This window comes from Streptomyces sulfonofaciens (assembly GCF_014656295.1).
GTDB lineage: Bacteria > Actinomycetota > Actinomycetes > Streptomycetales > Streptomycetaceae > Streptomyces > Streptomyces sulfonofaciens.
Genome location: NZ_BNCD01000003.1, coordinates 94,831 through 121,663 on the forward strand (window position 1 = coordinate 94,831; position 26,833 = coordinate 121,663).

The following is a 26,833-nucleotide window of genomic DNA, read 5'->3' on the forward strand; positions in this document are numbered from 1 at the left end:
CGGTGAAGCGCTTCAACGGGGCCGGTGACACGGCCCGGCCCCGTGGCGGCCTTACGCCCGGGGCCTGCGGGTGGGCCGACGGGCTCCGTTCAGCCCGCGTACGGGTCGGGCACCGTCCCGGGCCTGGCCAGGAAGGCGAAGTCGCAGCCGGTGTCGGCCTGCGTGATCTGCTCGTTGTACAGCGCTCCGTACCCGCGTTCGAAGCGCTCGGGCGGCGGGGTCCAGGCTGCCGCGCGCCGGGCCAGCTCCTCCTCCGGCACCTCCAGCGTCAGGCTCCGCCCGGCCACGTCCAGCGTGATCGGGTCTCCGGTGCGCACCAGCGCCAGCGGGCCGCCGACGTGCGACTCCGGCGCCACGTGCAGCACACAGGTGCCGTACGAGGTGCCGCTCATCCGGGCGTCGGAGATCCGCACCATGTCTCGTACGCCCTCTTTGAGCAGGTAGTTTGGGAGCGGCAGCATGCCGTACTCGGGCATGCCGGGCCCGCCCTTGGGGCCGGAGCCGCGCAGCACGAGGACGTGGTCCGGGGTGATGCCGAGGGCCGGGTCGTCGATGGTGCGCTGGAGGGTCCTGTAGTCGTCGAAGACGACCGCGGGCCCGGTGTGCCTCAGCAGCGCCGGGTCGGCGGCGATGTGCTTGATGACGGCGCCGTCGGGGCAGAGGTTGCCGCGCAGCACGGCCACCCCGCCCTCTTCCGCGACCGGGTCGGCACGGGTGCGGATCACGTCGTCGTCGTGCACGAGGGCGCCCGCGAGCTGGTCCCCGAAGCGGTCGTGGGCGACGGTGGGCCGCTCCAGGTGCAGCAGGTCGGTGATCCGCGACAGGAAGCCCGGCAGGCCGCCGGCGAAGTGGAAGTCCTCCATGAGGTACGGGCCGCCGCCGGGCCTGACGTTGGCGAGCACCGGTACCGTGCGGGCGATCCTGTCGAAGTCGTCCAGCGTGAGCGGCACCCCCGCCCGCCCCGCCATGGCGATCAGGTGGATCACCGCGTTGGTGGAGCCGCCGAGGCCGAGCACACAGGTCACCGCGTCCTCGAAGGCCTCCCGGGTGAGCAGCGCGGAGAGCCTCAGGTCCGCGCGTATCAGGTCGACGACGCGCAACCCGGAGGCCGCCGCCATCCGCTCGTGCCCGGAGTCCACGGCCGGGATCGAGGAGGCGCCGGGCAGGGTGACGCCGAGGGCCTCCGCGGCGGCGGTGAGCGTGGAGGCGGTGCCCATGGTCATGCAGTGGCCGGGCGAGCGCGCCAGACCGCTCTCCAGCTCGGCCAGCTCGCAGTCGCCGATCGCGCCGGCCCTGTGTTCGTCCCAGTACTTCCACATGTCCGTGCCCGAGCCCAGCACCTCGCCGCGCCAGTGCCCCGGCAGCATCGGCCCGGCCGGCACGAACACGGTCGGCAGGTCGACGGAGGCGGCACCCATCAGCAGCGCGGGCGTGGACTTGTCGCAGCCGCCCAGGAGCACCGCGCCGTCGACGGGATAGGAGCGCAGCAGTTCCTCGGTCTCCATCGCGAGCAGGTTGCGGTAGAGCATCGGGGTCGGCTTCTGGAACGTCTCGGAGAGCGTGGCGACGGGGAACTCCAGCGGGAAGCCGCCGGCCTGCCACACACCGCGCTTGACGGCCTGCGCGCGGTCGCGCAGATGGACGTGGCAGGGGTTGATGTCCGACCAGGTGTTGAGGATCGCGACGACCGGCTTGCCGAGGTGCTCCTCGGGGAGGTAGCCGAGCTGGCGGGTGCGGGCGCGGTGGCTGAAGGAGCGCAGCCCCGAGGAGATCCCGCTGCCGTACCACTGGTGGCTGCGCAGTTGCCCGGAGCCGCGCGGGGCGGGGCCGGACGCGGACTGCCCGGCGTCGGCGCCCGGTCCCTTGCGGGTGTGCGGGCTCATCGCGACCACCCCGCGGCCAGCGCGGCGACCTCGGCGCGCCGGTCCTGCGGCAGGGTGCTGCTCGGCGGCCTCACGTCGCGCCGGCACAGGCCGAGCGAGGCCAGTGCCTCCTTGACCACGGTGACGTTGTGCGCGGAGCCGTCGGCGGCGCGCAGTTCCTCGAAGCGGCGGATCCGCTCCCAGACGCGCATGGCGGCCGGGTGGTCACCGCGGCGGAGCGCTTCGATCAGCGCCAGTGAGATGTGCGGCGCGACGTTCACCAGACCGGAGGTGAAGCCCGTCGCGCCCGCCGAGAAGTAGGAGGGCGCGTACGGCTCGGCGAGCCCGGCCACCCAGACGAACCGCTCCAGGCCCGCGTCCCGTGCGAAGCCCGCGAAGCGGACCGCGTCCGGCACGGCGTACTTCACTCCGATGACGTTGGGGCAGGCGTCGGCGAGTTCGGCGAGGCGGGCGCCGGGGAGCCGCGGGTTGCGCACGTAGGGCACGACGCCGAGTTCGGGGACGGCGGCCGCGACGGCGCGGTGGTAGTCGACCCAGCCCTCGGCGGAGACGTAGGGGTGGACGGGCTGGTGGACCATCACCATCGCGGCGCCGGTGTCGCGGGCGTGCCGGGCGTCGGCCACGGCGGTCGGCACGTCGTGGCCGACGCCGACCAGGATCGTGGCCTCCTCGCCCGCCTCCTCGGCCGTCAGCTCGGTGACGGCGCGCCGCTCCTCGGGGCTGAGGGCGTAGAACTCGCCGGTGTTGCCGTTCGGCGTGAGGGTGCGGACGCCGCCGTCGAGCAGGCGGCGCAGCAGGCTCCGGTGCACGGCCCGGTCGAGCGAGCCGTCCGCGGCGAACGGGGTCACGGGGATCGCCACGACGTCGGCGAGTGCGGCCCGCTGGGCTGCGAAGGTCATGCGAGGATCCCTCCTTCTGCGGCGCCCGCCGTCGTGCGGGCGCCCGGGACGCCGGTGGTGCCCGACGCACCGGTGGTGCCGGGAGTACCCGCGGTACCGGCGGGCGCGGCGGAGGCCCGCGGGTAGGCGCGCGCCACGAAGGACGCGATGTGGCAGTGCAGGGCGCCTGCCGCGCCCTGCGCGTCCCCGGCGAGCGCGAGCCGCAGGATCTCCCGGTGCTCGGCCGCCTCCCGGTCCCAGGACGGCTGGGCGGCCCAGGCGACGGCGGAGACCAGCGCGGCCTGGTCGCGCACCTCGTCGAGCATCCGGGCGAGCAGCGGATTGCCGCACGGCGTGTACAGGGCGCGGTGGAAGGCCCGGTTGGCCAGGGAGCGCTCCGCGGTGTCCCCCGCGCCGTCGGCGCTCTCCAGCGCCTCGCGCGCGGCCTCCAGCGACGCGCCTCGGCACACCGTGCGGCGCAGCGCCTCCGGCTCGAGCAGCAATCGGACGTCGTACACCTCGCGGGCCATGTCGGCGTCCACCCGGCGCACGGTGACGCCCTTGTACTGGCTCATCACCACCAGCCCGGTGCCGGCGAGCGTCTTCAGCGCCTCGCGCACCGGGGTCTTGGAGACCCCGAACTGCGCGGCCAGCTCGCTCTCCACGAGCGCCTGGCCCGGGCTCAGCAGCCCGGTGAGGATGCGGTGCTTGATCCCCTCCAGCACGAACTGCGTGCGCGAGGGGATCGGGGTCGGCACGGAGTTCATGGCCCCTCGGATCCCACCTGTCGCGTCTCATATATGACGTACGAAGTACGACGCGGTCGAAGGTAGGAGGGTCGCACCCGTTCGTCAATGGAACGTGCGCCGGGGCGTTTCGGCACCCGGTGCCGGTCCGGCCGGAAGTGGTGGGCCCGGCCGGACCTGAGGTGGCGTTCGCCGTGCGCGCCGGTGCGCGGTGCGCGGGTGTCAGTGCGGGAAGGGGCAGCCCCCGCCGCCGCCCGGTGCCGCGGCGCCCCCTCCCCCGCCTGGCGTGGGGGGCGCGGCGGGGTGCGGGGGCCGCGGCAGTGGGCGGCCCTCCGTGTCATGGGTGGCGAAGTACGTTTCGGCCGGTTTCCGGCGCCGTGCGTCGAGCACCATCCAGGTCCCCAGGACCAGTTGGACCGGAGCACGCACCACGTCCTCGCACCGGTCCCGGACCCTGAGGAAACCGCGGACCGTACGCGCCGCCGCGGACGGGAGCGGTCGCTCGCGGGGCACCAGCAGGCAGGGGGCGCGGTGCGGCAGCGAGCGAGTGTGCGAGACGGCGGTGTCCAGCGTGAAGCGGGCCAGCACCTCGCGGGTCACCGCGCGCATCACCAGCGGTGCGAGCCGCCAGGCGGGGCAGGGCCGGTTGGCGGCGACCCCGAAGGGGATGTGGTGGGCGTCCTTCGCTGACAGGGTCTCCCAGCGCTCGGGCGCGAAGGTGTCCGGGTCGGTGTATCCGGTGCTGTGGTAGTCGGGGTAGCTGAAGCAGAGCACCGACCCGGCCGGGATGGCCCTGCCTGCGCCGAGATCGATGTCGCCGGTGGTGATGCGGTGCGCGACGCCGAAGAGCGGGTAGAGGCGCAGCGTCTCGTTCATGACGTGGTCGAGGTAGCGCTCGTCCGCGGGGTCGTCCGCCAGCCGCCGCTGCACCTCGTGGTGTTCGGCAAGGACGAGCAGCAGGTGCGCCATGGCCTCGGACATCTGGACCACGGCGGTGTTGAAGAAGGTGCCCTGGAGGTAGTGGGCGCGCTGCCGCGTCGACAGGCCGCCCGGCAGCGCGTGCGGCACCTCCCCGGCCGCCACCCGGCGCACCAGGTAGCGGGTGAGGCGGGCACGCCGGTGCATACGCCGGGGGCGGGTGCACTTCAGGGCGCTGACGACGTCGTCGGCGTTGCCGGTGATCAGGTCCCGGGCCGCGGGCGGGCAGGGCTCCTTGAAGACCAGTTCGTAGAAGAACGACGCCCAGACGGGCATCATCAGATCGCGCAGCCTGACCAGCGTGGGCCGGGTCCTGGACAGTTCGTCGAGCGCCGCGGCGGCGCACCGGCCCGCGGCGCGGGTGAGGTCGCCACTGGCGCCGGCGAGCACGGCCTGGGTGCAGCGGGCCACTTCGGCGTAGCGCTCCCCGGCCTCCAGGTGCTCCTGGTGGACTTCGGGTCCGGGTGAGAGCCAGTACCAGAACAGGTCCGAGAGGGCGGCACCCCTGCTGCGGCCGTTCGCCGCGGGATGGCTGTAGATCTCCTCGAAGCGCTCGGGACCGATCTCGGCGTTCGGGAGGGTGATGCCCTCGTCGCCGTTGACCTTGGCGAAGATCTTCATCCGCAGGGCGACCACGGACCGCGGCAGCCACAGCGGGCTGGACAGGACGAGGCCGGCGGCGGCGAGCCTGGCGGCCGTGCGGTGCGCGGTGCGGTGCCCGGCGGCCTTCGCGATGCCGTGCGCGGTGCTCTTCGCCGTGCCGTGCGCGCTGCCGTTCACCATGGAGAGCCTCCGGTCCCGGCCGGGCGTCCGCGGGTGACGACCATGTCGCGGGTGAGGTCGGCCGGTGACCGTCCGCCGCAGAGCGCCAGGGTGTGGTCGAACTCGGTGTGCAGCAGATCGAGCACCTGCCGCACGCCCTTCTCGCCGTCGGCCGCGAGGCCCCACAGCACGGGCCGCCCGACGCCGACCGCGGTGGCGCCGAGGGCCAGCGCGAGGGCCGCGTCGGACCCCCTGCGCACCCCGCCGTCGAGCAGTACGGGGATGCGCCCGGCGACGGCGTCGGCGATCCTGGGCAGGGCCTCGACGGTGGCGGGCGCGGCGTCGAGCTGGCGGCCGCCGTGGTTGGAGACGATCAGCCCGTCGACGCCCTCGGCCACCGCGAGCCGGGCGTCCTCGGGATGCAGCACGCCCTTGAGCAGCACCGGCAGGGCGGTCATGGAGCGCAGCCGGCGCAGATCGTCCCAGGACGAGGCCGGGGACATCGCGATGGCGCGCAGGCCGCCCGGTCCCGTGCCGGGCAGGTCGCGCATGTTCTCGGCGGCGAGGCCGGCGGGCAGGTCGTGGAAGCCGTGGCGCTCGTCGCGCTCGCGGCGGCCGAAGACCGGCGAGTCGACGGTGACGACCAGCGCGGAACAGCCCGCCTTCTCCGCGCGCCGCACGAGGGCCTCGGTGACCTCCGGCTCCGGTTGCAGGTAGAGCTGGAACCAGACCGCGGCGTCGGGCCGTTCCGACCGGGCGGCGTCGACCACCGCCGCGACGGGCGTGGTGGCGGCCATACCGGTGGTCAGGATGGTGCCGGCCGCCGCGGTGGCGCGTGCGACGGCCCGTTCGCCCTGCGGATGGGCGAGCCGGTGGAAGGCGGTGGGCGAGACGATCACCGGCATGGCGGCCCGGTCCCCGAAGAGGGCGACCGTGGTGTCTCTGCGCTCCGCGCCCCGCAGTATCCGGGGCAGCAGCGCCAGCCGGGCGAAGGCCCGCTCGTTCTCGCCGAGCGCCCTCTCGTCGCCGGCCCCACCCGCGTAGTAGTCGTAGTGCGCCGGGTCGAGGGAGCGCCGTGCCCGCAACCGCAGTGCGCGGAGCGGCGACGTCACGCCGGGCTCACCGCCCCTTCCAGCTCACCGTCGAGGAAGGCGCGCAGCGGCTCACGGTGCACCTCCTCGCTGTCCCACTCGTTCTCCAGGTTCTCGGTGAGGTGGTGCTCGCCGATCAGCTCTCCGGCACGGAAGTGCCGTACGACCGGGTGCAGGTAGCGGCCGTCGAGGCCCGCCTCCTGCTGGGAGTTGCGGGTCAGCGTCACCTCGAACGGGTTGACCTGGTCGTGGTCGGCGCCGTACTCCAGGGTGACGGTGAAGTAGCCGGCGGCGTCTCCGAAGACACCCCGGCCGACCGCCGTGTGCAGGTGGTCGACGGGGACCTCCTCGTGGTAGCGGAGGGTGCCGTCAGCGGCGAGCACCAGCGCGTCGCCGATGAAGCCGAACTGCTGCCACAGCGCCGAGCTGCGGTTGACCCGCTCGATGACCGCGTCGGCCGCGGCCGACGCGGTGGCCGGCAGTTCCCTGGCGGGCCAGGGCCGCTCGTGGTAGCGGGTCTCCAGGATGCGGTGCAGCGCCTTCACACCGTAGCGGAACCCGTGGATGAACCCGCTGGTGGACTTCTTGAAGTCCCGCACCTGCGTGATGGTGCCCGCGAAGTACAGGTCGGGTACGTTCGTGGACTCCCAGGCGTCGGTCTGGGCCGGGAACCTGTTCTTTATCGCCAGTTCCGGCCTGCATTCCTCGGCGAATACGGAGGCGTCGAACCTGAAACCGGTCGCGATGATGACCCGGTCGTACGGTATCTCCTTGAGTACCTCGTCCACCCGGTCGAAGCTCACGGTGACGCGGTAGCCGCCGCCCGGCTGCTTCCTGATCGACCTGACATGCCCGTCGAGCAGCGCGTTCTGCGACTTCAACTGGTAGGTGTCGAGGAAGTTGTTGTTGACCGCCCGCAGATGGCCCACGAAATGCGTCTGCCAGGCCAGCCGCAGCGATCCAGGACCGGCCATGTGGATGACCGCCGCGGTCTCCACCAGATTGTCCGCCGTTTCGAACGCGGAATTTCCGCGGCCGACGATGAGTACCCGTTTCCCCGTGAATTCCGCCGGGTCGACGGACACCTCGGTGTAGTTCTCCGCGTCCTCGATGCCCTCAATGTCCGGCACATAGGGCTTGGTGACGCCCGCGGCCATGACGATGCGCCGGGCGCGGAAGGTCCGGCCGTCCTCGGCACGGGCCACGAAGTGGTCGGGACGGGTGATTTCGGTGATCCGGGTGTGGTAGGCGATGTCGATGCCGTGGCGGTCGACAAAGTCGGCCAGATAGCCGACGAAGTCGTCGGCGGCCGGGAAGTAGCGCGGCGTGACCTTGGTGAAGAGCGGTTCGTTCTCCTCGCTCAGCAGCGAGTTCCAGTCCATGCGCAGGTTCAGCTCGGGGTCGTCCCAGCCTGTGTGCACCTTGTTGGACGAGATCAGCGTCCGATGCCGCGGAAACCGTGTGAAGAAGGTGCCCGGCACCGCCCCCGATTCGACGATCCGATAGCTCCTCCCGGCTTTCTGCAGAAAATACCCCATCTGCACTCCGGCCGGGCCCGCACCCACCACAAGATAATCAAGAAGGTCGTTATCCGACATATAACTCTCCCTGTCGACCGTTATCCTCAGCAAACCCAGGAAAGACCTGACGACACGTTACTTTAGGATTCAATGACGAACCAGTACCACATCCATGTGATATAGATCACATGCAACCGCGTGAAGTGCTCGGGCTATCGTTGCCCTCGAAAATGCGGAGTGGCGGCAGCCGCCTCCCACCTGCGCAATGCGATTTTTCGCTGAATTCGGCCACCGTGCGCCACCGCCCTCTTTTCCGGTGCCGCCCAGGCCCGGGTCCGGACGTGTGCGGCGCCCCATCGGAAGCGGACGGAACGTGGACAACGACACGACACACGCGGACACCGGCGCGGCCCCGGTCTTCCCCCAGGCCCTCGTCGACGCCCTGCGCGCCGCACCCGACGCCCCCGCCTTCGAGTACGAGGGCCGGTCCGTGAGCCGGGCCGCGCTGCTCGACCTCGTCGTGGCGGGCGTCCACGGGTTGCGCGCCGCGGGGCTCGGACGCGGGCGGACGGTGGCCCTGCGCACCGGCGTCACCCCGCAGGGCTTCGCCCTGCAGATCGCCGGGCACCTGCTCGGCTGCCGGGTGATCGGCCTGCGCGCCGGCATGGCGCCCGCACAGCTCGCCCACGTGCTGGCCGGCGGGGTGCACGCCGTGGTCACCGACACCGCGCCCGGCGAGGATCCGGACCTGGTCGAGGCCGCCGCCTCGATCCCCCTGCTGCACACCGGCCATGGCCCCCTCTCCCTTGGCGGGGCGCCCGCCTCGTACCGGCAGTCACCCGAGTCACTGGTCGCACACGGCCGGCCCGAAGACATCGCGCTGGTCACGCTCACCAGCGGGAGCACCGGCACGCCCAAGGGCGTGGAGCGCACCTACGCCTCGTACACCGCGGAGTGGCCCTGGCGGCCCGCCGGGTGGACGCCGCAGGTCAAGGCGCTCGCCACGCACTACCAGCGGTTCCTGCTCTTCGGTACGCTCACGAGCGCGGTGATGTTCAAACACCTGGGCTTCTGCCTCAACAGCGGCGGCACCGCGGTGATCCCGCCGGTGCCGTTCGCCTTCCCCCAGGTCCTGGCCGACCACCGCCCCACCGCGATGCTCATGACCGTGCCCCGGCTGCACCATCTGCTCGACACGCTGCGCGCCGAGGGCGCGGAGAAGGTCGACACCAGCAGTCTGCGGGCCCTGCACGTCGCCGGCTCCCCGCTCACCCCGCACCGGTTCGCCGAGGCCGTGGAGCGGCTGGGACCGGTGGTGTACCAGGGCTACGGCCAGACCGAGGCGGGCCTGCTCACCGTGCTCACCCCCGACGACATCGCCGAACGGGGCGCGGCGGTACTGGACTCGGTGGGCCGGGCCTGGGCCGACGTACGGATCAAGGTGCTGGACGGTTCGGGCGCCCCGGTCCCCACCGGCGCCACCGGCGAGATCTGGGTGCACAGCCCCGGGGCCCTCACCCGCTACGTCGACGACGAGCGGGAGACCCGCGAGGTGCTGTCCGAGGACGGCTGGGTCCGCACCCGCGACCTCGGACACCTGGACGCGGACGGCTTCCTGCGGCTGACCGGCCGCACCCGGGACGTGGTCATCGTCAACGCCGTCCTGTACTACACGGGCCCCGTGGAACGGGTGCTCGCGGGACACCCCGACGTCGACACCGCCCATGTGGTGACCGCGCCCGACGAGCGCACCGGCGAGGCGGCACACGCCTTCGTCGTACCGGCGGGCGAGCGCCGCCCGGACACCGCCGCCCTGCGCACCCTGGTCGCCGAAGCCCTGGGCGAGTCGAGCGTGCCGGCCACCATCACCGTCGTGCCCGAGGTGCCGGTGGCCCCGAGCGGCAAGCCGGACAGGCGCGCACTGCTGGAGAAGTACGGGCCCGGCGGCCGACTCGGCGGGCCCGGGAACGACTAGTGCCTCCCCGGCCGCGTCCGGGGCTGCCGGCGCCTGGCCACCGCAGCCCCGGACGCGGCGGCCAGGCGCGCACCGGCAGGCACCGGCAGGCACCGGCAGGCGGGAGTCGACCGGCCTGCGCGCGGTGCAGGGCACGCCACGGCCCCGCCCTGCACCGCGCGGGCGGGCCACGTCGCGCGCGGGCGCGGGTGCGAGCCGGTGGGAGCGGGCCCCGGCAGCCGGACGTGCCCCGGCCGTGCCCGAAGCGGTCCCGCGCCCGGCCCTGCCCGGAACGGCCCGCCGGGTCCGGCCCGCCCGGCGCGGGTCAGCGCGGCGGGGACCAGCGCGGGTCGCGGCCGCTGAGGCCGATGACGCGGTCCAGGAGCGGCGCGTCGTCCGGCACGGGCACGGTCCGGCCGAACATGCCGCCGCGGGACGGGTCGTCGGCGGCCGGTGCGAGCAGCGCGTGCGCCGCGCCCAGGGCGGCCTCGTCGGGCACGTAGTCCTGCCCGGTGGCGCGGGCGAGGTCCCAGCCGTGCACGACGAGTTCGTCGCAGACGACGAGGCCGCCGACCGCGCCGGGCAGGTCCACGCCGCCCGCACGGGTCTGCCCCGCCCATGCCTTCGGGTCGAGCCAGGTGTCGGCCAGCTCGTCGAGCGCCTTCGGCAGCGTGGCGCGCCAGTCGGGGCCCACGTCCGGCACTGCGGCTTCCGGCGGGGTGTCGGTGAGGGGGCCGAGCTCCTTGCGTCCGGCGGCCCGGAAGGCCAGGGACAGGCCGGCGAGGTGGCCGAGCAGGTTGCGCACCGCCATCCGCGGGCATGGTGTGGGGTCGGCCAACTGCCGGTCGGTCACACGCTCCGCCAGCTCGGCCAGCAGGAGGGCCTGCGGCCGCAGGTCGACGGTGGGCACCTGGTCCCTCGTGCCGTCGGTCATGGTGTGCTCCTTGTCGGGTGGTCCCTGAGAACGTTCTCCACGGTTACGACCGCCGCCGCACGCCGAACTCATCGGCACGCCGGCACCGACCCGCCCGGGCGTGCAGCGCCGCACCGGCCCGGGCACCGTTTCTAGGGCACCTTGCCGATCCTCCAAGCAGGTCCTTAGACCCACGATGACGTGCCATGACATGGTCACTGACGCGTGTCCTGCGGGACCGCGACGCGGGGTTGTACCTGGCCGGGGTGGTGGTCTCCGGCTTCGGCACGTCGGCGATGTTCCTGGCGGGCGGGGTCTGGGTGAAGGAGCTGACCGGGTCCGACGGACTCGCGGCCCTGGTCACGTTCGCGGTGTGGGCACCGAGCCTCGCCGGGCCGCTGCTGGGCGTCCTCGCCGACCGCACCCGCCGCAGACCGCTGCTGGTCGTGCTGAACCTCTGCCTCGCCGCCCTGCTGCTCTCGCTGTTCACCGTCGACTCCGCCGGCCGCCTGTGGATCCTGTTCACGGTGCTGCTGGTGTACGGCGCGAGCGCGGTGGTGGCGGACGCCGCGGAGTCCGCCCTGGTGGTGGCGGCCGTCGACAAGGAGCTGCTGGGCGACTTCAACGGGCTGCGGATGGCCGCCCAGGAAGGCATGAAGCTGGTGGCGCCACTGGCCGGTGCGGGACTGCTCGCGGCGTACGGCGGCCCGTCGGTCGCCCTGCTCGACGCGGTCACGTTCGCGGCCGCCGCCGGGCTCTACCTGCTGCTGCGGGTGCAGGAGGAGCCTCCGCGGCCGCGGACGGCCACCTGGTGGGCGGGGACCGCCGCCGGCGCCCGCCACCTCTGGAGCCGTCCGGCGCTGCGGGGACTGGTCCTCGCCGGCGGCACGACCATGCTGCTGGCCTCGCTCGGCAGCGCGACCCTCTACGCGGTGATCGACGCCATCGGCCGCCCGCCCGAGTTCGCCGGTGTGCTCTACGCCGTGCAGGGCGTCGGGTCCGTGGTGGCGGGGGCGGCGTCGGGGCCGCTGCTGCGGCGGCTCGGCGGACGGCGCTTCGGTGCGTACGGGATCGCGCTGACCGCGGTGGCGACTGCGGCCCGCGCGCTGCCGTCCGAGGCGGTGACGCTGATCAGCAACGGGGCGATCGGGCTCGGGCTGCCGTGTGTGCTGATCGCGGCCTTCACGGCGGTCCAGCGGGAGACGCCCGACGCCCTCCTCGGCCGGGTCTCCGCCACCGCCGGCACCCTGGTGTTCGCGCCGAACGCCCTCGGTCTCGGGCTGGGCGCGGCCCTGGTGGAGACGGTCGGCCTCCGGGTGCTGCTGCCCTCCTACGGTGCGCTGGGCCTGGTCACGGCGGGGGTGCTGCTGTGGCCCGCGCGGCGAGCGCGCGCGGTGCGCGAGCCGGCGTGAACGCTCCCGCGGCGCCCTGGGGCCGGGGCTCCGCGGGCCAATGGGGCGGCCCTGCGGGCCCCGCGCACCGGGCACGGGTGCCCGCCCGGCCGGGGAACACCGGTGCTGCCGGTGGCGACCACGGACGATGCGGCCCGGGCGCCCGCGGCGGGGAGCGCCGGGCCGGGGCCGCCGGGCCCCCGTTCAGCCCAGCCCGCGCAGTCCGTCCCCTACCGCCGCCAGATCCGCGTCGGAGGCGAGACCGGCGTGGTAGAGCCGCAGTTCGGTCGCGCCGAGGTCGGCGGCGCGTGCCGCGTCCTCCGCGAGCGTGCCGGGGCTGCCGCCCATGCCGGAGACCACGGTGAGGTTCGCGGCCAGCACGCTCCGCTCCGTGCGGTGACCGGCGAAGGGGCGGAGCAGCCCCGGTCCGCCGGTGCACGGCACGACCACGCCGTCCGCCGCGGCCAGGATCCGCGCCGGTTCGACGCCGACGTTGGCCCCGCAGTGGTAGGGCACCGGGTCCGCGTGCAGCAGCACCTGGAAGCCGTCCGGTGCCGCGGCCCGCACCGCCGCCACCGCTTCCTCCTGGAGCGATCCCGCGGTCTCGGTGCGGAACGCGCGCGTGGCCTCCGCACGGTCGGTGCCGAGCAGCTTCTCGACCGTCTGCCAGCCTTCGTCGGGCGCCTCGCCGCGCCACACGGGCCGGAGGGCGGCGCGCACGGCGGCCGCGAGTGCGTCGGGGTCCTGGCCGGCGTCGGCGTATCCGGAGCGGCAGGCCGGGCAGAAGCACAGCGACATCAGGTACTGGCCCGCGTCGCCGAGCGGCACTCCCGCGATCTTGTCGTGGGCGTGCAGGTGGGCCAGGCCGTACCAGCCGAGCGACTCCAGTTCGCAGCCGCCCGCGCCCGGCCGCACCGCGGCCTCGGCCGCGAGGTCGACCAGGTATGCGCGGGTGGCGGACTGGGCGATGCAGGGCGCCCACGGGTAACGGTCGCCGTAGGCGTTCACGACGGAGGTGTCCGGGTGCTCGGCGCCCAGCCGCGAGTTGTGGGCGAGCACCACCCAGGTGTGCACGTCGAGTCCGGCGGCCGCGAGCGCCGCAGCGGCCTCGCCGTAGGCGTCGCCGGGCGCCCAGTCCCCGGCCGCGTGGGGCCGCGGCGCCCTGCCCTGCCAGTGGTCGCCTGGCGGGTAGAGCACCGCGGCGTACTCGGCGGTGACGATGCGGTGGCGCGGGTGGCGCGGGGTGAGTGCGCGGGTCGAGTGGTAGGCGGCGGCCAGGGTCACCTGCTCGACGCCGAGGGCGGCCAGGCGCCCGGCGGCGTCCGGATCGCCGACGACGTCCCAGGGGTAGACGAACGCGGAGGTCTTCACCAACGGCTCCAGGTGTGGGTCCGGCGAGGGCGGGTCAGCCGTCGGTCAGCAGGGCGTAGCCGCGCTCGATCAGCTCGGAGAGCTGCCCGACGTGCTCGGCGGTCGGCTCGTGCAGTGGCGGCCGCACCTCCCCCACGTCCAGCCCGCGCAGCCGGACACCGGCCTTGACCAGCGCGACGGCATAGCCGCGGCCCTTGGCGCGCAGCTCGACCAGCGGCCGGTAGAAGCCGTCGAGCAGCCGCTCCGCCGTGGTGTCGTCGCCGGTGTTGACGGCCTTGTGGAAGGCGAGGGCGATCTCGGGCGCGAAGCAGAAGACGGCGGACGAGTAGAGCGTCACCCCGATGCCCCGGTAGGCGAGGCCGGTGAGCTCTGCGGTGGGCAGGCCGTTGAAGTAGAGGAAGTCGCTGATGCCGGCGGAGCGCACCGCACTGATGGTGCGCTGCATCAGGTCGAGGTCGCCGAGGCCGTCCTTGAGCCCGATGATGCCGTCCGTACGGGCCAGCTCCACCACCGTCTCGGGAGTGAGGACGACGTTGTCGCGCTGGTAGACGATGACGTCCAGGGAGGTGGCGGCAGCCAGCTCGCGGTAGTGCCGCAGCAGTCCCTCCTGGCCCGCGACGACCAGGTACGGCGGCATGGCGAGCAGCCCGTCGGCGCCCGCCTCCTCGGCGAGCCGGGCGTAGCGCACGGCCAGCGCCGTGCCGTACCCGGCGCCCGCGACGACCGGCACCCGCCCGCCGGCCTCCGCCACCGCGGCGGCGACGCAGTCGCGGAACTCCTCGGGCGTGAGCGCGTGGAACTCCCCCGTGCCGCAGCAGGCGAACACGGCCGCCGCGCCCGCCTCGATGCCGTGCCGCACGTGCGTACGGTAGGTGTCGAGGTCGACGGAGCCGTCGGGGCCGTACGCGGTGACGGGGAAGAACAGCAGTCCGTCGAGTCGAGCGGCGAGGGGGACTGACGTCACGGGCTCTCCCTGAGCAGGCACGCAGGCAAGCGTGCACGTTTCTGATTCACGTCCATATTTCTGAACGATTCTACGCTATGGCGCCTCCCTGGGGCCGGTCAAGTGCAGAAATCGATGACAGACAGGCGGATTCACGCACTCCGCAGCACACTTGACGGAGTCCTGAGACGATCTCTAGGTTGTCCATGGATGTGAATGATGTGCATGAATACGTTTGTGGCGCGCCCTGAGGAGACCCGTATGCCCGCTCCCCGCACCGTTCTGCTCACCGGCGCCGCAGGCGGCCTCGGCACCCACATGCGCAGGCTGCTGCCCGAACACGGCTACACGCTGCGGCTGTTCGACGTGGTCCCGATCGAGGACGAGCCGGACGCCGTCACCGCCGACCTCGCGGACCGGGACGCGCTGCGGGAGGCGGTGCGCGGGGTCGACGCGATCGTCCACCTCGCCGGCATCTCCCTGGAGTCCACCTTCGAGAAGATCCTCAAGGCGAACATCGAGGGCACCTACAACCTCTACGAGGCCGCGCGCGAGGCGGGCGTGCCGCGCGTCCTCTTCGCCTCCTCCAACCACGCCATCGGCTACACCCCCTTCCCCCAGGGCACACCGCCGCTGCCCGCCGGGGCACTGGTCCCCGTGGCCACGCCCCGCCGCCCGGACACCTTCTACGGCCTGTCGAAGAGCTTCGGCGAGGACCTGGCACAGCTCTACTGGGACAAGCACGGCCTGGAGACCGTCTCGGTAAGGATCGGCTCCTGCTTCGAGCGGCCCAGCAACGTGCGGATGCTGTCGATCTGGATGAGCCCGGCCGACTGCGCCCGGCTGTTCGACGCCGCGCTCACCGCCGAGGGCGTCGGCCACACGGTCGTGTACGGATCCTCCGCCAACACCCGCCTGTGGTGGGACCTCTCCCCGGCGCGGGCGCTGGGGTACGAGCCGCAGGACGACTCCGAGAGGTTCGCGGCGGAGCTGCTGGCCGAACACGGCGAACTCGACCCGTCCGAGCCGGGCCAGGCGTACATCGGCGGCGGCTTCGTCACCAACCCGCCGATCTGGCCCCGCTAGTCACTTCGCCGGCCCCCTTCGGGGCCACGGGCCTACCCGGCCGGCGCGGCCGGCGCGGCACGACCCGGCAGGGCCCGCGCCGGGCCCGGCCTCCGATCCGGCCCGGTCGCACCGGATCCCGTGCCGGTGCGACCGGGCTGACCGCGCCCGGCGCGCAACAGCACCCGGCGTCCGGCGTACAGCACCCGACATCCCCGCACTCCGGCGCCTACGGCACCCGCCACCCCCGCACGGGCAGCACCCGGCGGACGGCGCGTACGGCACCCGCCATCTCGCGCGTACAGCACCCGGTGCCCTGCGCGTACAGCACCGGATGCCCGGCGCGGGCCGCTCCGATGCCCGCGCCGGGCAGAGCACGCGGGCGCGAAACGGGCGCCCGGGCGCCCAAGAACGGGCGCGGCCCCGCCCGTTTCCCGCCTGCCGTGCCAGGTCGTCCCGGCCCTCGCCCGTCGCGAACGGGCAGACACGGGCAGACACGGACCGGCAATGAGCCTGGTCAACGCCACCACCCCGCTGTAGAACATCCCCCAAGGCCCGAACGGGCAGGATGCGCGGCGAGAAGAGGTGACACCCGATGACCGCGGAGGAACGCCAGCGGCAGATCGTCCACGCCGCCCGCCGCGCGGGTTCGGTCGACGTGGCCGCGCTCGCGGCCGAGCTGGGTGTCGCCAAGGAGACCGTCCGCCGCGACCTGCGGGCCCTGGAGGACCACGGCCTGATCCGCCGCACCCACGGCGGCGCCTACCCCGTGGAGAGCGCCGGCTTCGAGACCACGCTGGCCTTCCGCACCACCATGCACGTCCCCGAGAAGCGCCGGATCGCCGCCGCGGCCGCGGAGCTGCTGGGCGACGCGGAGACCGTCTTCGTCGACGAGGGCTTCACCCCCCAGCTCATCGCACAGGCCCTGCCCAGGGACCGGCCGCTGACGGTGGTCACCGCATCACTGGCCACCGCGGGCGTGCTCGCCGAGGCCGAGAACACCACCGTGCTGCTGCTCGGCGGCCGGGTACGGCACGGCACCCTCGCCACCGTCGACCACTGGACGACGAAGATGCTGGCCGGCTTCGTCATCGACCTGGCGTACATCGGGGCCAACGGCATCTCCCGCGAGCACGGCCTGACCACGCCCGACCCCGCCGTCAGCGAGGTGAAGGCGCAGGCGATGCGGGCCGCGCGGCGCACCGTGTTCGCCGGGGTGCACACCAAGTTCGGCGCGGTGAGCTTCTGCAGGTTCGCCCGGATCGGCGACCTGGAGTCCATCGTCACGAGCAGCCAGCTACCGGCACCCGAGGCGCACCGCTACTCGCTCCAGGGGCCCCAGGTCATCAGGGTCTGAGGGCCCGCCCCCCTCCGCCGTACATCCCGCGCCCCCGCACTCCCACACCCGAGGCATTCCCCCCACCCATCCCCTCCCGCACCACCAGCCCCACGAGCCACTGCCACACACATATCGAACACCCTTTTCATCCCTATTTGATCCCTGTCTCATCCGTATTTTTTTCACCCTCACAGGAGCACTCATGCGAACCCAGAGCCGACGGAGGCCGCGCGCAGCGCTTGTCGCGGTCGCCGCAGGGGCGCTGCTCACCCCACTGCTCTCCGGCTGCTGGGCCGGGGCCGGCGGGGCGGGTTCCGGCGGCGACTCCATCAACGTCCTGATGGTCAACAACCCGCAGATGGTGGAGTTGCAGAAGCTCACCGCCTCGCACTTCACCAAGCAGACCGGCATCAAGGTGAACTTCACCGTCCTCCCGGAGAACGACGTCCGCGACAAGATCAGCCAGGACTTCGCCAACCAGGCCGGGCAGTACGACGTCGCCACCCTGAGCAACTACGAGATACCCATCTACGCCAGGAACGGCTGGCTGCACGAGATGAACTCCTACGTCGCGAAGGACCCCGGCTTCGACCAGCAGGACATCCTGCCGCCGATGCGCCAGTCCCTCACCGCGGACGACGGCAGGACCTACGGGCAGCCGTTCTACGGGGAGTCGTCCTTCCTGATGTACCGCAAGGACGTGTTCGCCGCGAAGCACCTCACCATGCCCGCCCACCCCACCTGGCAGCAGGTGGCCGACCTGGCGGCGAAGGTGGACGGCGCCCGGCCCGGGATGCGGGGCATCTGCCTGCGCGGGCTGCCCGGCTGGGGTGAGATGGCGGCGCCGCTGACCACCGTGGTGAACACCTTCGGCGGCACCTGGTTCGACAAGGACTGGAAGGCCCGTCTGACCGACAAGCCGTTCAAGGACGCCGTCCGGTTCTACGTCGGCCTGGTCAGGAAGCACGGTGAGTCCGGAGCCGCGCAGTCCGGGTTCGCCGAGTGCCTCAACACCATGACGCAGGGCAAGAGCGCCATGTGGTACGACGCCACGTCCGCCGCCGGCTCCCTGGAGGCGGCCAAGTCGCCCGTCAAGGGCAAGATCGGCTACGTGGCGGCGCCCACCGTGCGTACCAAGTCCTCCGGCTGGCTCTACACCTGGGCCTGGGGCATGCAGAAGGCATCCCGCAACCCCGACAAGGCATGGAAGTTCGTCTCCTGGGCCTCGGGCAAGGACTACGAGAAGCTGGTGGGCGAGGAGTTCGGCTGGGCCGACGTACCGGCCGGCAAGCGCGCGTCGACGTACGCCATCCCGCAGTACCGCAAGGAGGCCGCGGCCTTCGAGGACGTCACCCGGGCCGCGATCGAGAGCGCCCGCCCGCGCGATCCCGGCGTGCAGCCCCGGCCCGCGCCCGGCATCCAGTTCGTCGACATCCCCGAGTTCACCGACCTCGGCACGAAGGTCTCCCAGGAGCTCAGCGCCGCCGTGGCGGGCCGGCAGTCCGTGGCGGCGGCCCTGCAGAAGTCCCAGCAGCTCGCCGAGCCGATCTCGAAGGAGTACGAGGGACGATGACCGCCACCACGACCGCACCGCTCACCACGGCCGCGCCCCGCACCGCGCAGGGCGCCCGGCGGCTGCACGCCTGGGTCACCCGGGCGCCCCTGCTGCCCGCCCTGGTCTTCATGATCATCGTGACCCAGTTGCCGTTCGTGGCCACGCTGGTGATCTCGTTCTTCGACTGGAACGCGCTCTACCCCAGGGCCCGCCACTTCACCGGCCTCGCCAACTACTCGGACGTCCTCACCCAGGCCGACCTGCGCAAGTCCGTCCTGACCACGATCGTGCTGACGGTCGCCGTGGTGCTGGTGAGCCTGGTGATCGGCCTGGGCCTCGCCCTGCTGCTCGACCGCAGGTTCCGCGGCCGGGGGATCGTGCGGACCCTGCTGATCGCGCCGTTCCTCGTGGTGCCGGTGGCCGCCGCGCTGCTGTGGAAGCACGTGCTGTACAACCCGGAGTACGGCCTCTTCAACGGCCTGCTGCACTGGATCGGCGGCAACGGCGCACCGCAGCCCGACTGGGTCTCGAACACCCCGCTGCTCGCCGTCGAGGCCTCGCTGGTCTGGCAGTGGACGCCGTTCATGATGCTGATCCTGCTGGCCGGACTGCAGAGCCGGGACCCGGAGCTCCTGGAGGCGGCCCGCATGGACGGGGCGGGAAGCTGGCAGATATTCCGCCATATGACGCTGCCGCACCTGCGCCGCTACCTGGAGCTCGGCGTGCTGCTGGGGTCGATCTACATCGTGCAGAACTTCGACGCGGTGTTCACCATCACCTCCGGCGGCCTGGGCACCGCCAACCTTCCGTACACCGTCTACCAGACCTTCTACCAGGCCCATGAGAACGGCCTCGCCTCCGCGGCGGGTGTGCTCGTCGTCATCGGCTCGATCATCATCGCGACCCTGGCCCTGCGGGTCGTCTCGTCCCTGTTCCGCGAGGAGGTGTCCCGCGCATGACCACAGCAGCCACCGTCGCCGCAGCGCCCGCCGCGCGCGCGACCGCACAACGGCGCAAGGGTGCCGCGCTGGGCGTCGTCGCCTGGCTGGCCGGGATCCTGTTCTTCCTGCCCATCGCCTGGATGGCGCTGACGTCCTTCCACTCGGAGGCCGCCGCCGCCACCAACCCGCCGTCCCTCGCCGCGTCCCTGACGCTCGACGGCTACCGCGACTTCTTCGGCGTGGGCGGCGGCGCGAGCCCCTGGCCGTCGCTGATCAACTCCGCGGTGGCGTCCGTGGCCTCCACCCTGCTCGTCCTGGTGCTCGCGCTGCCCGCCGCCTACGCGCTCTCCATCCGCCGGGTGCGCAAGTGGACGGACGTGCTGTTCTTCTTCCTCTCCACGAAGATGCTGCCGGTCGTCGCCGGCCTGCTGCCGATCTACCTGTTCGCCAAGAACACCGGAATGCTCGACAACATCTGGCTGCTGGTCATCCTGTACACCTCGATGAACCTGCCGATCGCGGTCTGGATGATGCAGTCCTTCCTGGCCGAGGTGCCGGTCGCGGTGATCGAGGCGGCGCAGATCGACGGGGCCCGGCTGCCGGTCGTGCTCAGCCGGGTGGTGGCCCCCATCGCCGCTCCCGGTATCGCCGCCACCGCACTGATCTGCTTCATCTTCAGTTGGAACGAGCTGCTCTTCGCACGGGTGCTCACCGGAGTCGTCGCCGAGACCGCGCCCGTCTTCCTGACCGGCTTCATCACCAGCCAGGGCCTGTTCCTGGCCAAGGTGTGCGCCGCGTCGCTCGTCATCTCCCTGCCGGTGCTCGCCGCGGGGTTCGCCGCCCAGGACAAGCTGGTCCAGGGCCTGTCGCTGGGAGCCGTGAAATGAAGGCCGCCGTCATCGAGTCCGTGGGCAGCGCCGTGCTGGCCGAGGTTCCGGACCCGACGCCCGGTCCGCGCGAGGTCGTCGTCCAGGTCGCCGCGTGCGGCCTGTGCGGCACCGACCTGCACATCCTCAAGGGCGAGTTCGCGCCCAGCCTGCCGATCGTGCCCGGGCACGAGTTCGCCGGCGAGGTGGTGGGGCTGGGCAGCGAGGTCACCGAGGTCGCGCTCGGCGACCAGGTGGCCGTCGACCCCTCGCTGTACTGCTACGAGTGCCGCTACTGCCGCAGCGGCCACAACAACCTGTGCGAGCGGTGGGCCGCGATCGGGGTGACCCGGGCGGGCGGCGCCGCCCAGTACGCGGTGGCACCGGTCGCCAACTGCGTCCGGCTGCCCGAGCACATCCGCACCCAGGACGCCGCGCTCATCGAGCCGCTGTCCTGCGCGGTGCGCGGCTACGACATCCTCCAGGCACGGCTCGGCGCACACGTGCTGATCTACGGCTCGGGGACCATGGGCCTGATGATGCTGGAGCTCGCCAAGCGCACCGGCGCGGCCGGCGTGGACGTGGTGGACCTCAACCCTGAGCGCCTCGCGACCGCCCGGCAGCTCGGCGTCTCCGCCTGCGGCGCGAGCCCGGACGAGCTGGACCGGCCGCAGGGCTGGGACGTGGTGATCGACGCGACGGGCAACGCCGCGGCCATCCAGGACGGCCTCGGCCGGGTCGCCAAGGCCGGTACCTTCCTGCAGTTCGGCGTCGCCGACTACGCGACGCGGGTGACCATCGACCCGTACCGGATCTACAACCAGGAGATCACCATCACCGGCTCGATGGCCGTGCTGCACAGCTACGAGCGGGCCGCGGAGCTGTTCGCGAACGGGGTTCTCGACCCGGAGGTCTTCATCAGCGACCGGCTGCCGCTGGACGCCTATCCCCAGGCACTGGAGCAGTTCGCCGCGGGCACCGGCCGCAAGATCGTGGTGGTGCCGTAGGGGCAGGCCCCTGTCTTCCCGTCTGCCTCCGGTCCACCCCCGTCCCCCGTCCCCGTCCCCCGTCCCCTCTTCCCCCTTCCCTCCTCCCTCCTCGGCGGGTGCGTTCGGCGTCTGGCCCGGGGCGGCGGGCCGGGCGGGGCGGCTGTGGTCCGGGCCCGGAGCACCGCGTGCCCTCCGGGTCGCCGGACGCGGGGCGGCCGGGCGGGCGGGGACAGAAGCGCTCCCTGGGGTCCGTCCCGCCATTCGGGCTTGGTAAGGGAACGGTAAAGCGGGGTCGTTCGTTACGCCTGGCATGACAGCCATGAGCCCTGGTTCGAACATCCCGCTGGCCGTCGACCGCGTGACGGTCGACGTCACCGCCCCGGTGCGGCTCGACGTCTCCGGCCTGCTGCTCACCGCCGACGGCAAGGTCCGCTCCGACGCCGACTTCATCTTCTACAACCAGCCCACGGGGCCCGGCGTCGGCTACCACGCGGGCGGCGGCCGGGCACCGGACGCGATCACGGTGGACACGGCCGCGGTGCCGGCCGCCATCGAGAAGATCGTCGTCACGGCCAGCCCGGACGCCGCGGGCCAGACGTTCCAGGGCATCGAGCCCACCGCCACGCTGCGCGACGCGGACGGCTCGACCGTGCTCGCCACCTTCACCCCGCCCCGGCTGGGCACCGAGACCGCCCTGGTGGTGATGGAGATCTACCGGCGCGGCGATGCCTGGAAGGCCCGCGCGGTGGGCCAGGGGTACGCCGACGGCCTGGCGGGCATCGCCACGGACTTCGGTGTCTCGGTGGAGGAGCCCGCACCGGCCCAGGCCGCACAGGTCCCGCCCGCCCCGGTCGCTCCCCCCGCGCCCGTGCCGCCCGCGGCACCCCCCATGCCGCCGGCGCCCCCGGCGCAACCGCCGCTGTCCGCACCGGCACAGTCGGCGACCGCACCGGCCGCGGGGCCCACCTCGCCGGGCCCAGGCGCAGCCGCGGGCGCGGGCACCGGCAAGATCAACCTGGACAAGGGCAGGGTCAGCCTTCAGAAGAACCAGACCGTCTCCCTGGTCAAGGGCGGCCGCCCGCTGCTCGCCCGGGTCAGGATGGGCCTCGGCTGGGAGCCGGCGTTCCGCGGCGCCGACATCGACCTCGACGCCTCGGTCATCGCCTACGGCCCCCAGCGCAACCATCTGGACAGTTGCTACTTCGGCCGGCTCGCCATCCTGAACGGCGCCATCAAGCACTCCGGCGACAACCTCACCGGCGAGGGCGCCGGCGACGACGAGACCATCGTGGTCGACCTGGCCCGCATCCCCGAGGGGGCCACCGGACTGGTCTTCACGGTGAACTCCTTCTCCGGCCAGAAGTTCACGGACGTCGCCAAGGCCTACTGCCGCCTCCTCGACGACGCGACGGGCGCCGAACTCGTCCGCTTCGACCTCACCAACGCGGAGGCCCGCACCGGCGTCCTGATGTGCAAGCTGATCAGGCAGTACAGCGGCGAGTGGGAGATGACGGCCCTCGGCACCTTCGTCAAGGCCCGCACCGTGCGGAACATGATCGCTCCCGGCGCCCAGGCCCTGTGAGGAATGGCAGGTCAGAGGCTTGTTGCAGTCGATGAGGCCGTGTTCGGTGCACCCCCACGGCTTTCAGAGCGTTCACCGAGCCGACACGACGCCGGCCCTCTCCCGGTTCTCTCCCACTCCTGAGGCCCCGGCGGGGCGGCAGACGGGAGCGGCCGGGGCGGGTCCGCCACCTGGAGGGGTGCCCACACGGTCCACGGCGCCGGGCCCCGCGTGAAACCGCCACTGGCCCACGCCCGTGCTGCGCCGTGCCGTGCGGGATCCTGAGGCGCGTGGCCACCCATCCGGCAATCCGGGCGGGAGCGCAAGGAGTACGGCAGCGGCGCACACGAGGGTCGGGCGCCGGCTGAACAACGGGAGAGAGCCATGGGCGCCGTGAGTCTCATCGTCATCCACACCGACCGCCTGGACGAGTGCCGCCGGTTCTACGCCGACACCGGACTGCCACTGAGCAGAGAACGACACGGATCCGGCCCCGAGCACTACGCGGCCGTCCTCGACGGCGGCGTCGTCCTCGAGCTCTACCCGACCGGGCGCCGAGCTGCGACCGGCTACCTCCGTATCGGCCTCACGGTCGCAACGGAGCACTCCGCGTTCCCGCCCGGCCGGCACACCCTCACTGATCCGGACGGGCGCACGGTCGACCTGACCGTCGCCCTCAGCAGTAGCGCATGACGTCCGCTTCCCGACGGGTCCGACCGTCTCAGCCGACCGAGGCTCCGCCCGGACGAAGGCGAGTCCTGGAGCTCCCGCGCCCGCTTGCCGCGGGACAGACCCCGGGGAGGACGGGCGTCGGCACACGGATCCAAGCGCTCGCCACGTGGATGGGCGCCAGCCGACGGCGTCATCGCAACCAGGCCCCGAGCGTAGGGCCCCGAAGGCACGAAACGACGGCCCTCGGCGCATTCGTCAAGGCCCGTACCGTACGGAACAGGGTCTCACCGGCGCCCAGGCCCTGTGACGAAGGGCACCGCGGCCGCCTCGGCGTGACGGACCCCACTCGCGACCCGGCGCCCAGCGCATAGGCGTTGTCAGTGTCCCCGTCTACGCTGCCCACATGTTCGATACGCCCGACGACAAGTCGCCCGCCGCCGAGTTGAACGAGCGGATCCGCGCGCTGATGCTGCGCCCGGGCGGGCGGCTCACGGAGGACCAGCGGGCCGAGTACCAGGTGCTGCTTCAGGAGTGGGCCGCGGCGGTGCGCGGGTCCGTGGTCCGGGCCGCCTGAGATCCGGTCGTACCGGCCGGGTTTCCCGCGAGGTCCGCTTGAGCCCTGCGTCCCGCCTTGGCGCGGATCCGGACGGCCCGCGTTGGCGCCCTCACGTGGGGCCGTGGCGCCTGTCGTGGGTGGAGCCGTGCCAGGGGACCGCGAGAACACGGCCGGCATCGCGGTGACGCGTCTCCGACGCTCCCCGACCCGGCCCGCCCGTCGCGGATCGAGGGACCCGAACTGGCCCCATCGACCGGCCTGTCACCCCGGTCACGGGGAAGAAGTCCGGCATGGACACCGCCAAACTCGAACTCGCAGTGCAGCGCCAGCGCGACGCCCAGGTGGCCCTCGAAGCCGCCGGCGCCGATGTCCGGGCAGAGATCGCCGTCCTGCTGGAGAGTGCCGGAGAGCGGGAGGTGCAAGCGCAGGTCGAGCAGATCACCGGCTGGACGCCCCGGCAGCTCCGCCAGCTCATGAAGGCGGCGCGCAGACAGGCGAAGGCACGCCGCGGCTGATGAGGAACCCCGCCGCTGGTTCTGCGTACCGCGATGCTCGCCGCAGCAGTTCGCGGCATGCCTCCCCGGTGGGTGGAAGGGCTGGCTCACTGGCACGTCGGCATGAGTCAGCGGTCCGTGGTTGACCCGCGTCGGCCACGCGCCGCTCGGCAGGCCGTGCCACGCGGAAAGCCGACGAGCACTCGGGCCGGTTCGTGTGCCACGGCCCCGGCCGGTGACGGCCTGGAACTCCCGACGCCACGGCCTGGGGCAATGCGGCCATCCGTGATCAGAAGCTTCCGGTGCCCTCTCGCCGTGGTCGCGGAGCATCCGGGTGACGGTGGCCGCTGACGGGTGCCGGCCCTTCTTCTTCCCGGCGGAGTTGAAGAGCCGCTCAGCGATCTCCCGCTGGCTCAGTTCCCGGGCGCAGAGGTGGAGCGCGACGGCGGGCACGGCGTCGTCCGTGACGGGGCCCCGCCGACCGACTGCTGCCGCCCCGGTCGTCTCGTCCGAGCTGTCCGGCAGAGCGCTGAGGCCGTTCAGCACTACGGCAGCGTGCGGGGCCGAACCACCGGCCAAGGAGGCCAACGCATTGCGCGGGCAGGCCCGATGTCCTCGTCGCCTGACATGGCTGATCCGGCGCGGCCGGTGTCAGGACCAGGCGATCTCGCCATGGCGGGAGACGAAGCGTCCGCTGCCGGCGCCGGGCTCCTCGGTGGCGAGAGCGACGATCGCATCCGTGCCCTCGGTGACGGTTTGGGGGCCGCTGTGACCGTTGAGGTCGGTCGCGGTGTAGCCGGGGTCGGCAGCGTTGACGCGGATGCCCTTGAGCCCCTTGGCGTACTGCGTGGTCAACATCGTCAGCGCCGCCTTCGAGGAGGTGTACAGCGGCGCGACGACGTGCGACTCGGGCCGGCCGTGGTCGTGGGTGAGGGCGAGGGAGCCCATGCCGCTGCTGACGTTGACGATCACAGGGTCGTCCGAGCGGCGCAGTAGCGGCAAGAACGCGGTGGTGGTGCGGATGACGCCGATGACGTTGACGTCGAGGACGTCGCGGGCCTCGGCGGCGGTGAGGTCGCTGGGATCGCCGACGGGGCCGTGCACACCAGCGTTGTTGATCAGGACGTCGATCCTGCCCTCGTGTTCGGCGACATCCGCGGCCGCGGCGGCCACGGATGCGTCGTCAGTCACGTCGATGGGGACGTAGCGTGCGCCGAGCGCAGCGGCGGCCTCCTCGCCCTGTTCGCGGTTGCGTGCTCCGACGAGCACGGTGTGGCCACACTCGATCAGGCGGCGGGCGGTCTCGCGGCCGAGTCCCTTATTGGCTCCGGTGATGAAGGTGATGGTCATGCGTTCGACTCTGATCCCGACGAGGGAGGCGGACCAGGGACGCTTCGACGGTAGGAAGACCAGTACCACCCTCGCGCCCCCATGCACGACCGGGGATGCAGGAGAATGCAGTTCATGTCGGCGACACCCGGAACCGGACTGGGCGTGATGATCCGCACGTGGCGGGACCGGCTGCCCCCGTCGGCCGCCGGGCTGCCGGTGGCCCGCGGGCGCCGGGCGGCCGGGCTGCGACGCGAAGAACTGGCTGACCTGGCCGGGGTATCGGTCGACTACATCGTGCGCCTCGAACAGGGGCGGGCCACGACACCCTCAGCGTCGGTGGTGGCGTCCCTGGCGCGAGCCCTGCAGCTTTCCACCGCCGAGCGGGACCACCTGCACCGGCTTGCCCAGCTCGTACCGCCGGTGGACGGTACGATCTCTGACCATCTCCCGCCCGGCATGCAACGGGTGCTCGCCCGCCTCGGGGACGTGGCGGTGGCCGTGTTCGCCGCGGACTGGCAACTGGTGTGGTGGAACCGCGGGTGGGCCGCCCTTCTGGGCGATCCCTCCGCCTCGCCACCGCGGCTGCGCAACTTCGCCCGCGACAGGTTCCCCGTGGACGCCGGCCCCGCCCACCTCGCGCTGTGGCCAGTGACCGAGGCGGACCGCGACACCACCGACGCCGCCGTCGTCTCCGACCTGCGCCGCGCCACCGGCCGCTTCCCCCAGGACAGCCGCTTGGCCGCGCTGATCCGCGATCTGAACGCGGGCAACAGGAGGTTCGCCGAGCTATGGGCGACCGGAGAGGTGGCCGCGCACCGCGAGGACCACAAGACGATCGACCACCCGTCGGTGGGCCCGGTCACGGTGGACTGCGATGTCCTGACCGACGGCGACTCCGAGCTCAAGATCGTCATCATGACCGCCGTGCCCGGCAGTGAGGACGAGACCAAGCTCCGGCTCACCACCATCGCCGGCCCACCGGCCACCACGCACAACTGATCCCACCTACACGTCGATCGACCGGCCGCCTGTG

Annotated in this window: 23 protein-coding genes; 13 read left to right on the top strand and 10 right to left on the bottom strand. The window is 72.7% G+C overall.

All coding sequences use genetic code 11. The features are described 5' to 3' along the window. Positions 1–89: 89 nt before the first annotated feature. The 6 genes from araD to IE313_RS06235 form a co-directional block, all read right to left on the bottom strand. Complete coding sequence (gene araD / locus IE313_RS06210; protein ID WP_189929923.1) at positions 90–1,883, bottom strand: L-arabinonate dehydratase; 1,794 nt, start codon at positions 1,881–1,883, stop codon at positions 90–92. Further along, positions 1,880–2,782: a dihydrodipicolinate synthase family protein gene (locus IE313_RS06215; RefSeq protein ID WP_189929924.1), complete on the bottom strand. Its 903-nt coding sequence runs from the start codon at positions 2,780–2,782 to the stop codon at positions 1,880–1,882. Before IE313_RS06215 ends, araD begins: the two co-directional genes overlap by 4 nt. Beyond that, the gene (locus IE313_RS06220) at positions 2,779–3,528 is read right to left on the bottom strand and encodes a GntR family transcriptional regulator (RefSeq protein WP_189929925.1); all 750 of its coding nucleotides are present in this window, start codon (positions 3,526–3,528) and stop codon (positions 2,779–2,781) included. Before IE313_RS06220 ends, IE313_RS06215 begins: the two co-directional genes overlap by 4 nt. Before the next feature lie 201 nt (positions 3,529–3,729). After that, entirely contained in the window at positions 3,730–5,106 is a 1,377-nt protein-coding gene (locus IE313_RS06225) for a cytochrome P450 (protein ID WP_229924460.1), read from the bottom strand. 155 nt (positions 5,107–5,261) lie between these two features. Beyond that, the gene (locus IE313_RS06230) at positions 5,262–6,359 is read right to left on the bottom strand and encodes an alpha-hydroxy acid oxidase (RefSeq protein WP_189929927.1); all 1,098 of its coding nucleotides are present in this window, start codon (positions 6,357–6,359) and stop codon (positions 5,262–5,264) included. Next, positions 6,356–7,936 (bottom strand): NAD(P)-binding domain-containing protein, encoded by a 1,581-nt coding sequence (locus IE313_RS06235; protein WP_189929928.1) that lies wholly within the window; start codon positions 7,934–7,936, stop codon positions 6,356–6,358. Before IE313_RS06235 ends, IE313_RS06230 begins: the two co-directional genes overlap by 4 nt. A 295-nt stretch (positions 7,937–8,231) precedes the next feature. Here IE313_RS06235 and IE313_RS06240 point away from each other — a divergent pair, with 295 nt between their 5' ends. Continuing rightward, entirely contained in the window at positions 8,232–9,833 is a 1,602-nt protein-coding gene (locus IE313_RS06240) for a class I adenylate-forming enzyme family protein (protein ID WP_229924423.1), read from the top strand. A gap of 304 nt (positions 9,834–10,137) precedes the next feature. Here IE313_RS06240 and IE313_RS06245 read toward each other — a convergent pair whose 3' ends face one another. Beyond that, positions 10,138–10,746, bottom strand: coding sequence for a TIGR03086 family metal-binding protein (locus IE313_RS06245; RefSeq protein WP_189929930.1), 609 nt, complete (start codon positions 10,744–10,746; stop codon positions 10,138–10,140). Positions 10,747–10,931: 185 nt separating this feature from the next. Between IE313_RS06245 and IE313_RS06250 the strand changes: the two genes are divergently transcribed. Further along, positions 10,932–12,137, top strand: a complete 1,206-nt coding sequence (locus tag IE313_RS06250; RefSeq protein WP_189929931.1) for an MFS transporter — start codon at positions 10,932–10,934, stop codon at positions 12,135–12,137. A 183-nt stretch (positions 12,138–12,320) separates the two neighbouring features. Here the strand turns inward: IE313_RS06250 and IE313_RS06255 are convergent, their stop codons facing one another. Together IE313_RS06255 and IE313_RS06260 are read right to left on the bottom strand one after the other, a co-directional pair. After that, positions 12,321–13,487 (bottom strand): hypothetical protein, encoded by a 1,167-nt coding sequence (locus IE313_RS06255; RefSeq protein ID WP_189929932.1) that lies wholly within the window; start codon positions 13,485–13,487, stop codon positions 12,321–12,323. A gap of 34 nt (positions 13,488–13,521) precedes the next feature. Then, positions 13,522–14,451 carry a 5-dehydro-4-deoxyglucarate dehydratase gene (locus IE313_RS06260; RefSeq protein WP_189929933.1) on the bottom strand — a complete coding sequence of 310 codons (930 nt, stop codon included), beginning with the start codon at positions 14,449–14,451 and terminating at the stop codon, positions 13,522–13,524. 240 nt (positions 14,452–14,691) lie between these two features. Between IE313_RS06260 and IE313_RS06265 the strand changes: the two genes are divergently transcribed. The 10 genes from IE313_RS06265 to IE313_RS06310 all read left to right on the top strand — a co-directional run bounded on the left by IE313_RS06265 (position 14,692) and on the right by IE313_RS06310 (position 24,489). Beyond that, a complete protein-coding gene (locus IE313_RS06265) occupies positions 14,692–15,516 on the top strand; it encodes an NAD-dependent epimerase/dehydratase family protein (RefSeq protein ID WP_189929934.1) in 825 nt (274 codons plus the stop codon). Positions 15,517–16,090: 574 nt separating this feature from the next. Beyond that, positions 16,091–16,852 (top strand): DeoR/GlpR family DNA-binding transcription regulator, encoded by a 762-nt coding sequence (locus IE313_RS06270; RefSeq protein WP_189929935.1) that lies wholly within the window; start codon positions 16,091–16,093, stop codon positions 16,850–16,852. A gap of 184 nt (positions 16,853–17,036) precedes the next feature. After that, a complete protein-coding gene (locus tag IE313_RS06275) occupies positions 17,037–18,407 on the top strand; it encodes an ABC transporter substrate-binding protein (RefSeq protein WP_189929936.1) in 1,371 nt (456 codons plus the stop codon). After that, the gene (locus tag IE313_RS06280; protein WP_189929937.1) at positions 18,404–19,348 is read left to right on the top strand and encodes a carbohydrate ABC transporter permease; all 945 of its coding nucleotides are present in this window, start codon (positions 18,404–18,406) and stop codon (positions 19,346–19,348) included. Before IE313_RS06275 ends, IE313_RS06280 begins: the two co-directional genes overlap by 4 nt. Continuing rightward, entirely contained in the window at positions 19,345–20,217 is an 873-nt protein-coding gene (locus tag IE313_RS06285) for a carbohydrate ABC transporter permease (protein ID WP_189929938.1), read from the top strand. The genes IE313_RS06280 and IE313_RS06285 overlap by 4 nt, the downstream gene beginning before the upstream one ends. Beyond that, a complete protein-coding gene (locus tag IE313_RS06290; RefSeq protein WP_189929939.1) occupies positions 20,214–21,203 on the top strand; it encodes a zinc-dependent alcohol dehydrogenase family protein in 990 nt (329 codons plus the stop codon). Before IE313_RS06285 ends, IE313_RS06290 begins: the two co-directional genes overlap by 4 nt. A 301-nt stretch (positions 21,204–21,504) precedes the next feature. Further along, a complete protein-coding gene (locus IE313_RS06295; protein ID WP_189929940.1) occupies positions 21,505–22,767 on the top strand; it encodes a TerD family protein in 1,263 nt (420 codons plus the stop codon). Between the two features lie 363 nt (positions 22,768–23,130). Then, positions 23,131–23,439 carry a VOC family protein gene (locus tag IE313_RS06300; protein WP_189929941.1) on the top strand — a complete coding sequence of 103 codons (309 nt, stop codon included), beginning with the start codon at positions 23,131–23,133 and terminating at the stop codon, positions 23,437–23,439. Between the two features lie 382 nt (positions 23,440–23,821). Then, the gene (locus IE313_RS06305; protein WP_189929942.1) at positions 23,822–23,992 is read left to right on the top strand and encodes a hypothetical protein; all 171 of its coding nucleotides are present in this window, start codon (positions 23,822–23,824) and stop codon (positions 23,990–23,992) included. A gap of 272 nt (positions 23,993–24,264) precedes the next feature. Next, positions 24,265–24,489 (top strand): hypothetical protein, encoded by a 225-nt coding sequence (locus IE313_RS06310; protein WP_189929943.1) that lies wholly within the window; start codon positions 24,265–24,267, stop codon positions 24,487–24,489. A gap of 630 nt (positions 24,490–25,119) precedes the next feature. Here the strand turns inward: IE313_RS06310 and IE313_RS06315 are convergent. Beyond that, the gene (locus IE313_RS06315; protein ID WP_189929944.1) at positions 25,120–25,818 is read right to left on the bottom strand and encodes an SDR family NAD(P)-dependent oxidoreductase; all 699 of its coding nucleotides are present in this window, start codon (positions 25,816–25,818) and stop codon (positions 25,120–25,122) included. Positions 25,819–25,932: 114 nt separating this feature from the next. On the opposite strand from IE313_RS06315, the gene IE313_RS06320 reads away from it, so the two are divergent. Beyond that, positions 25,933–26,799: a helix-turn-helix transcriptional regulator gene (locus IE313_RS06320; RefSeq protein ID WP_189929945.1), complete on the top strand. Its 867-nt coding sequence runs from the start codon at positions 25,933–25,935 to the stop codon at positions 26,797–26,799. Positions 26,800–26,833: the final 34 nt, after the last annotated feature.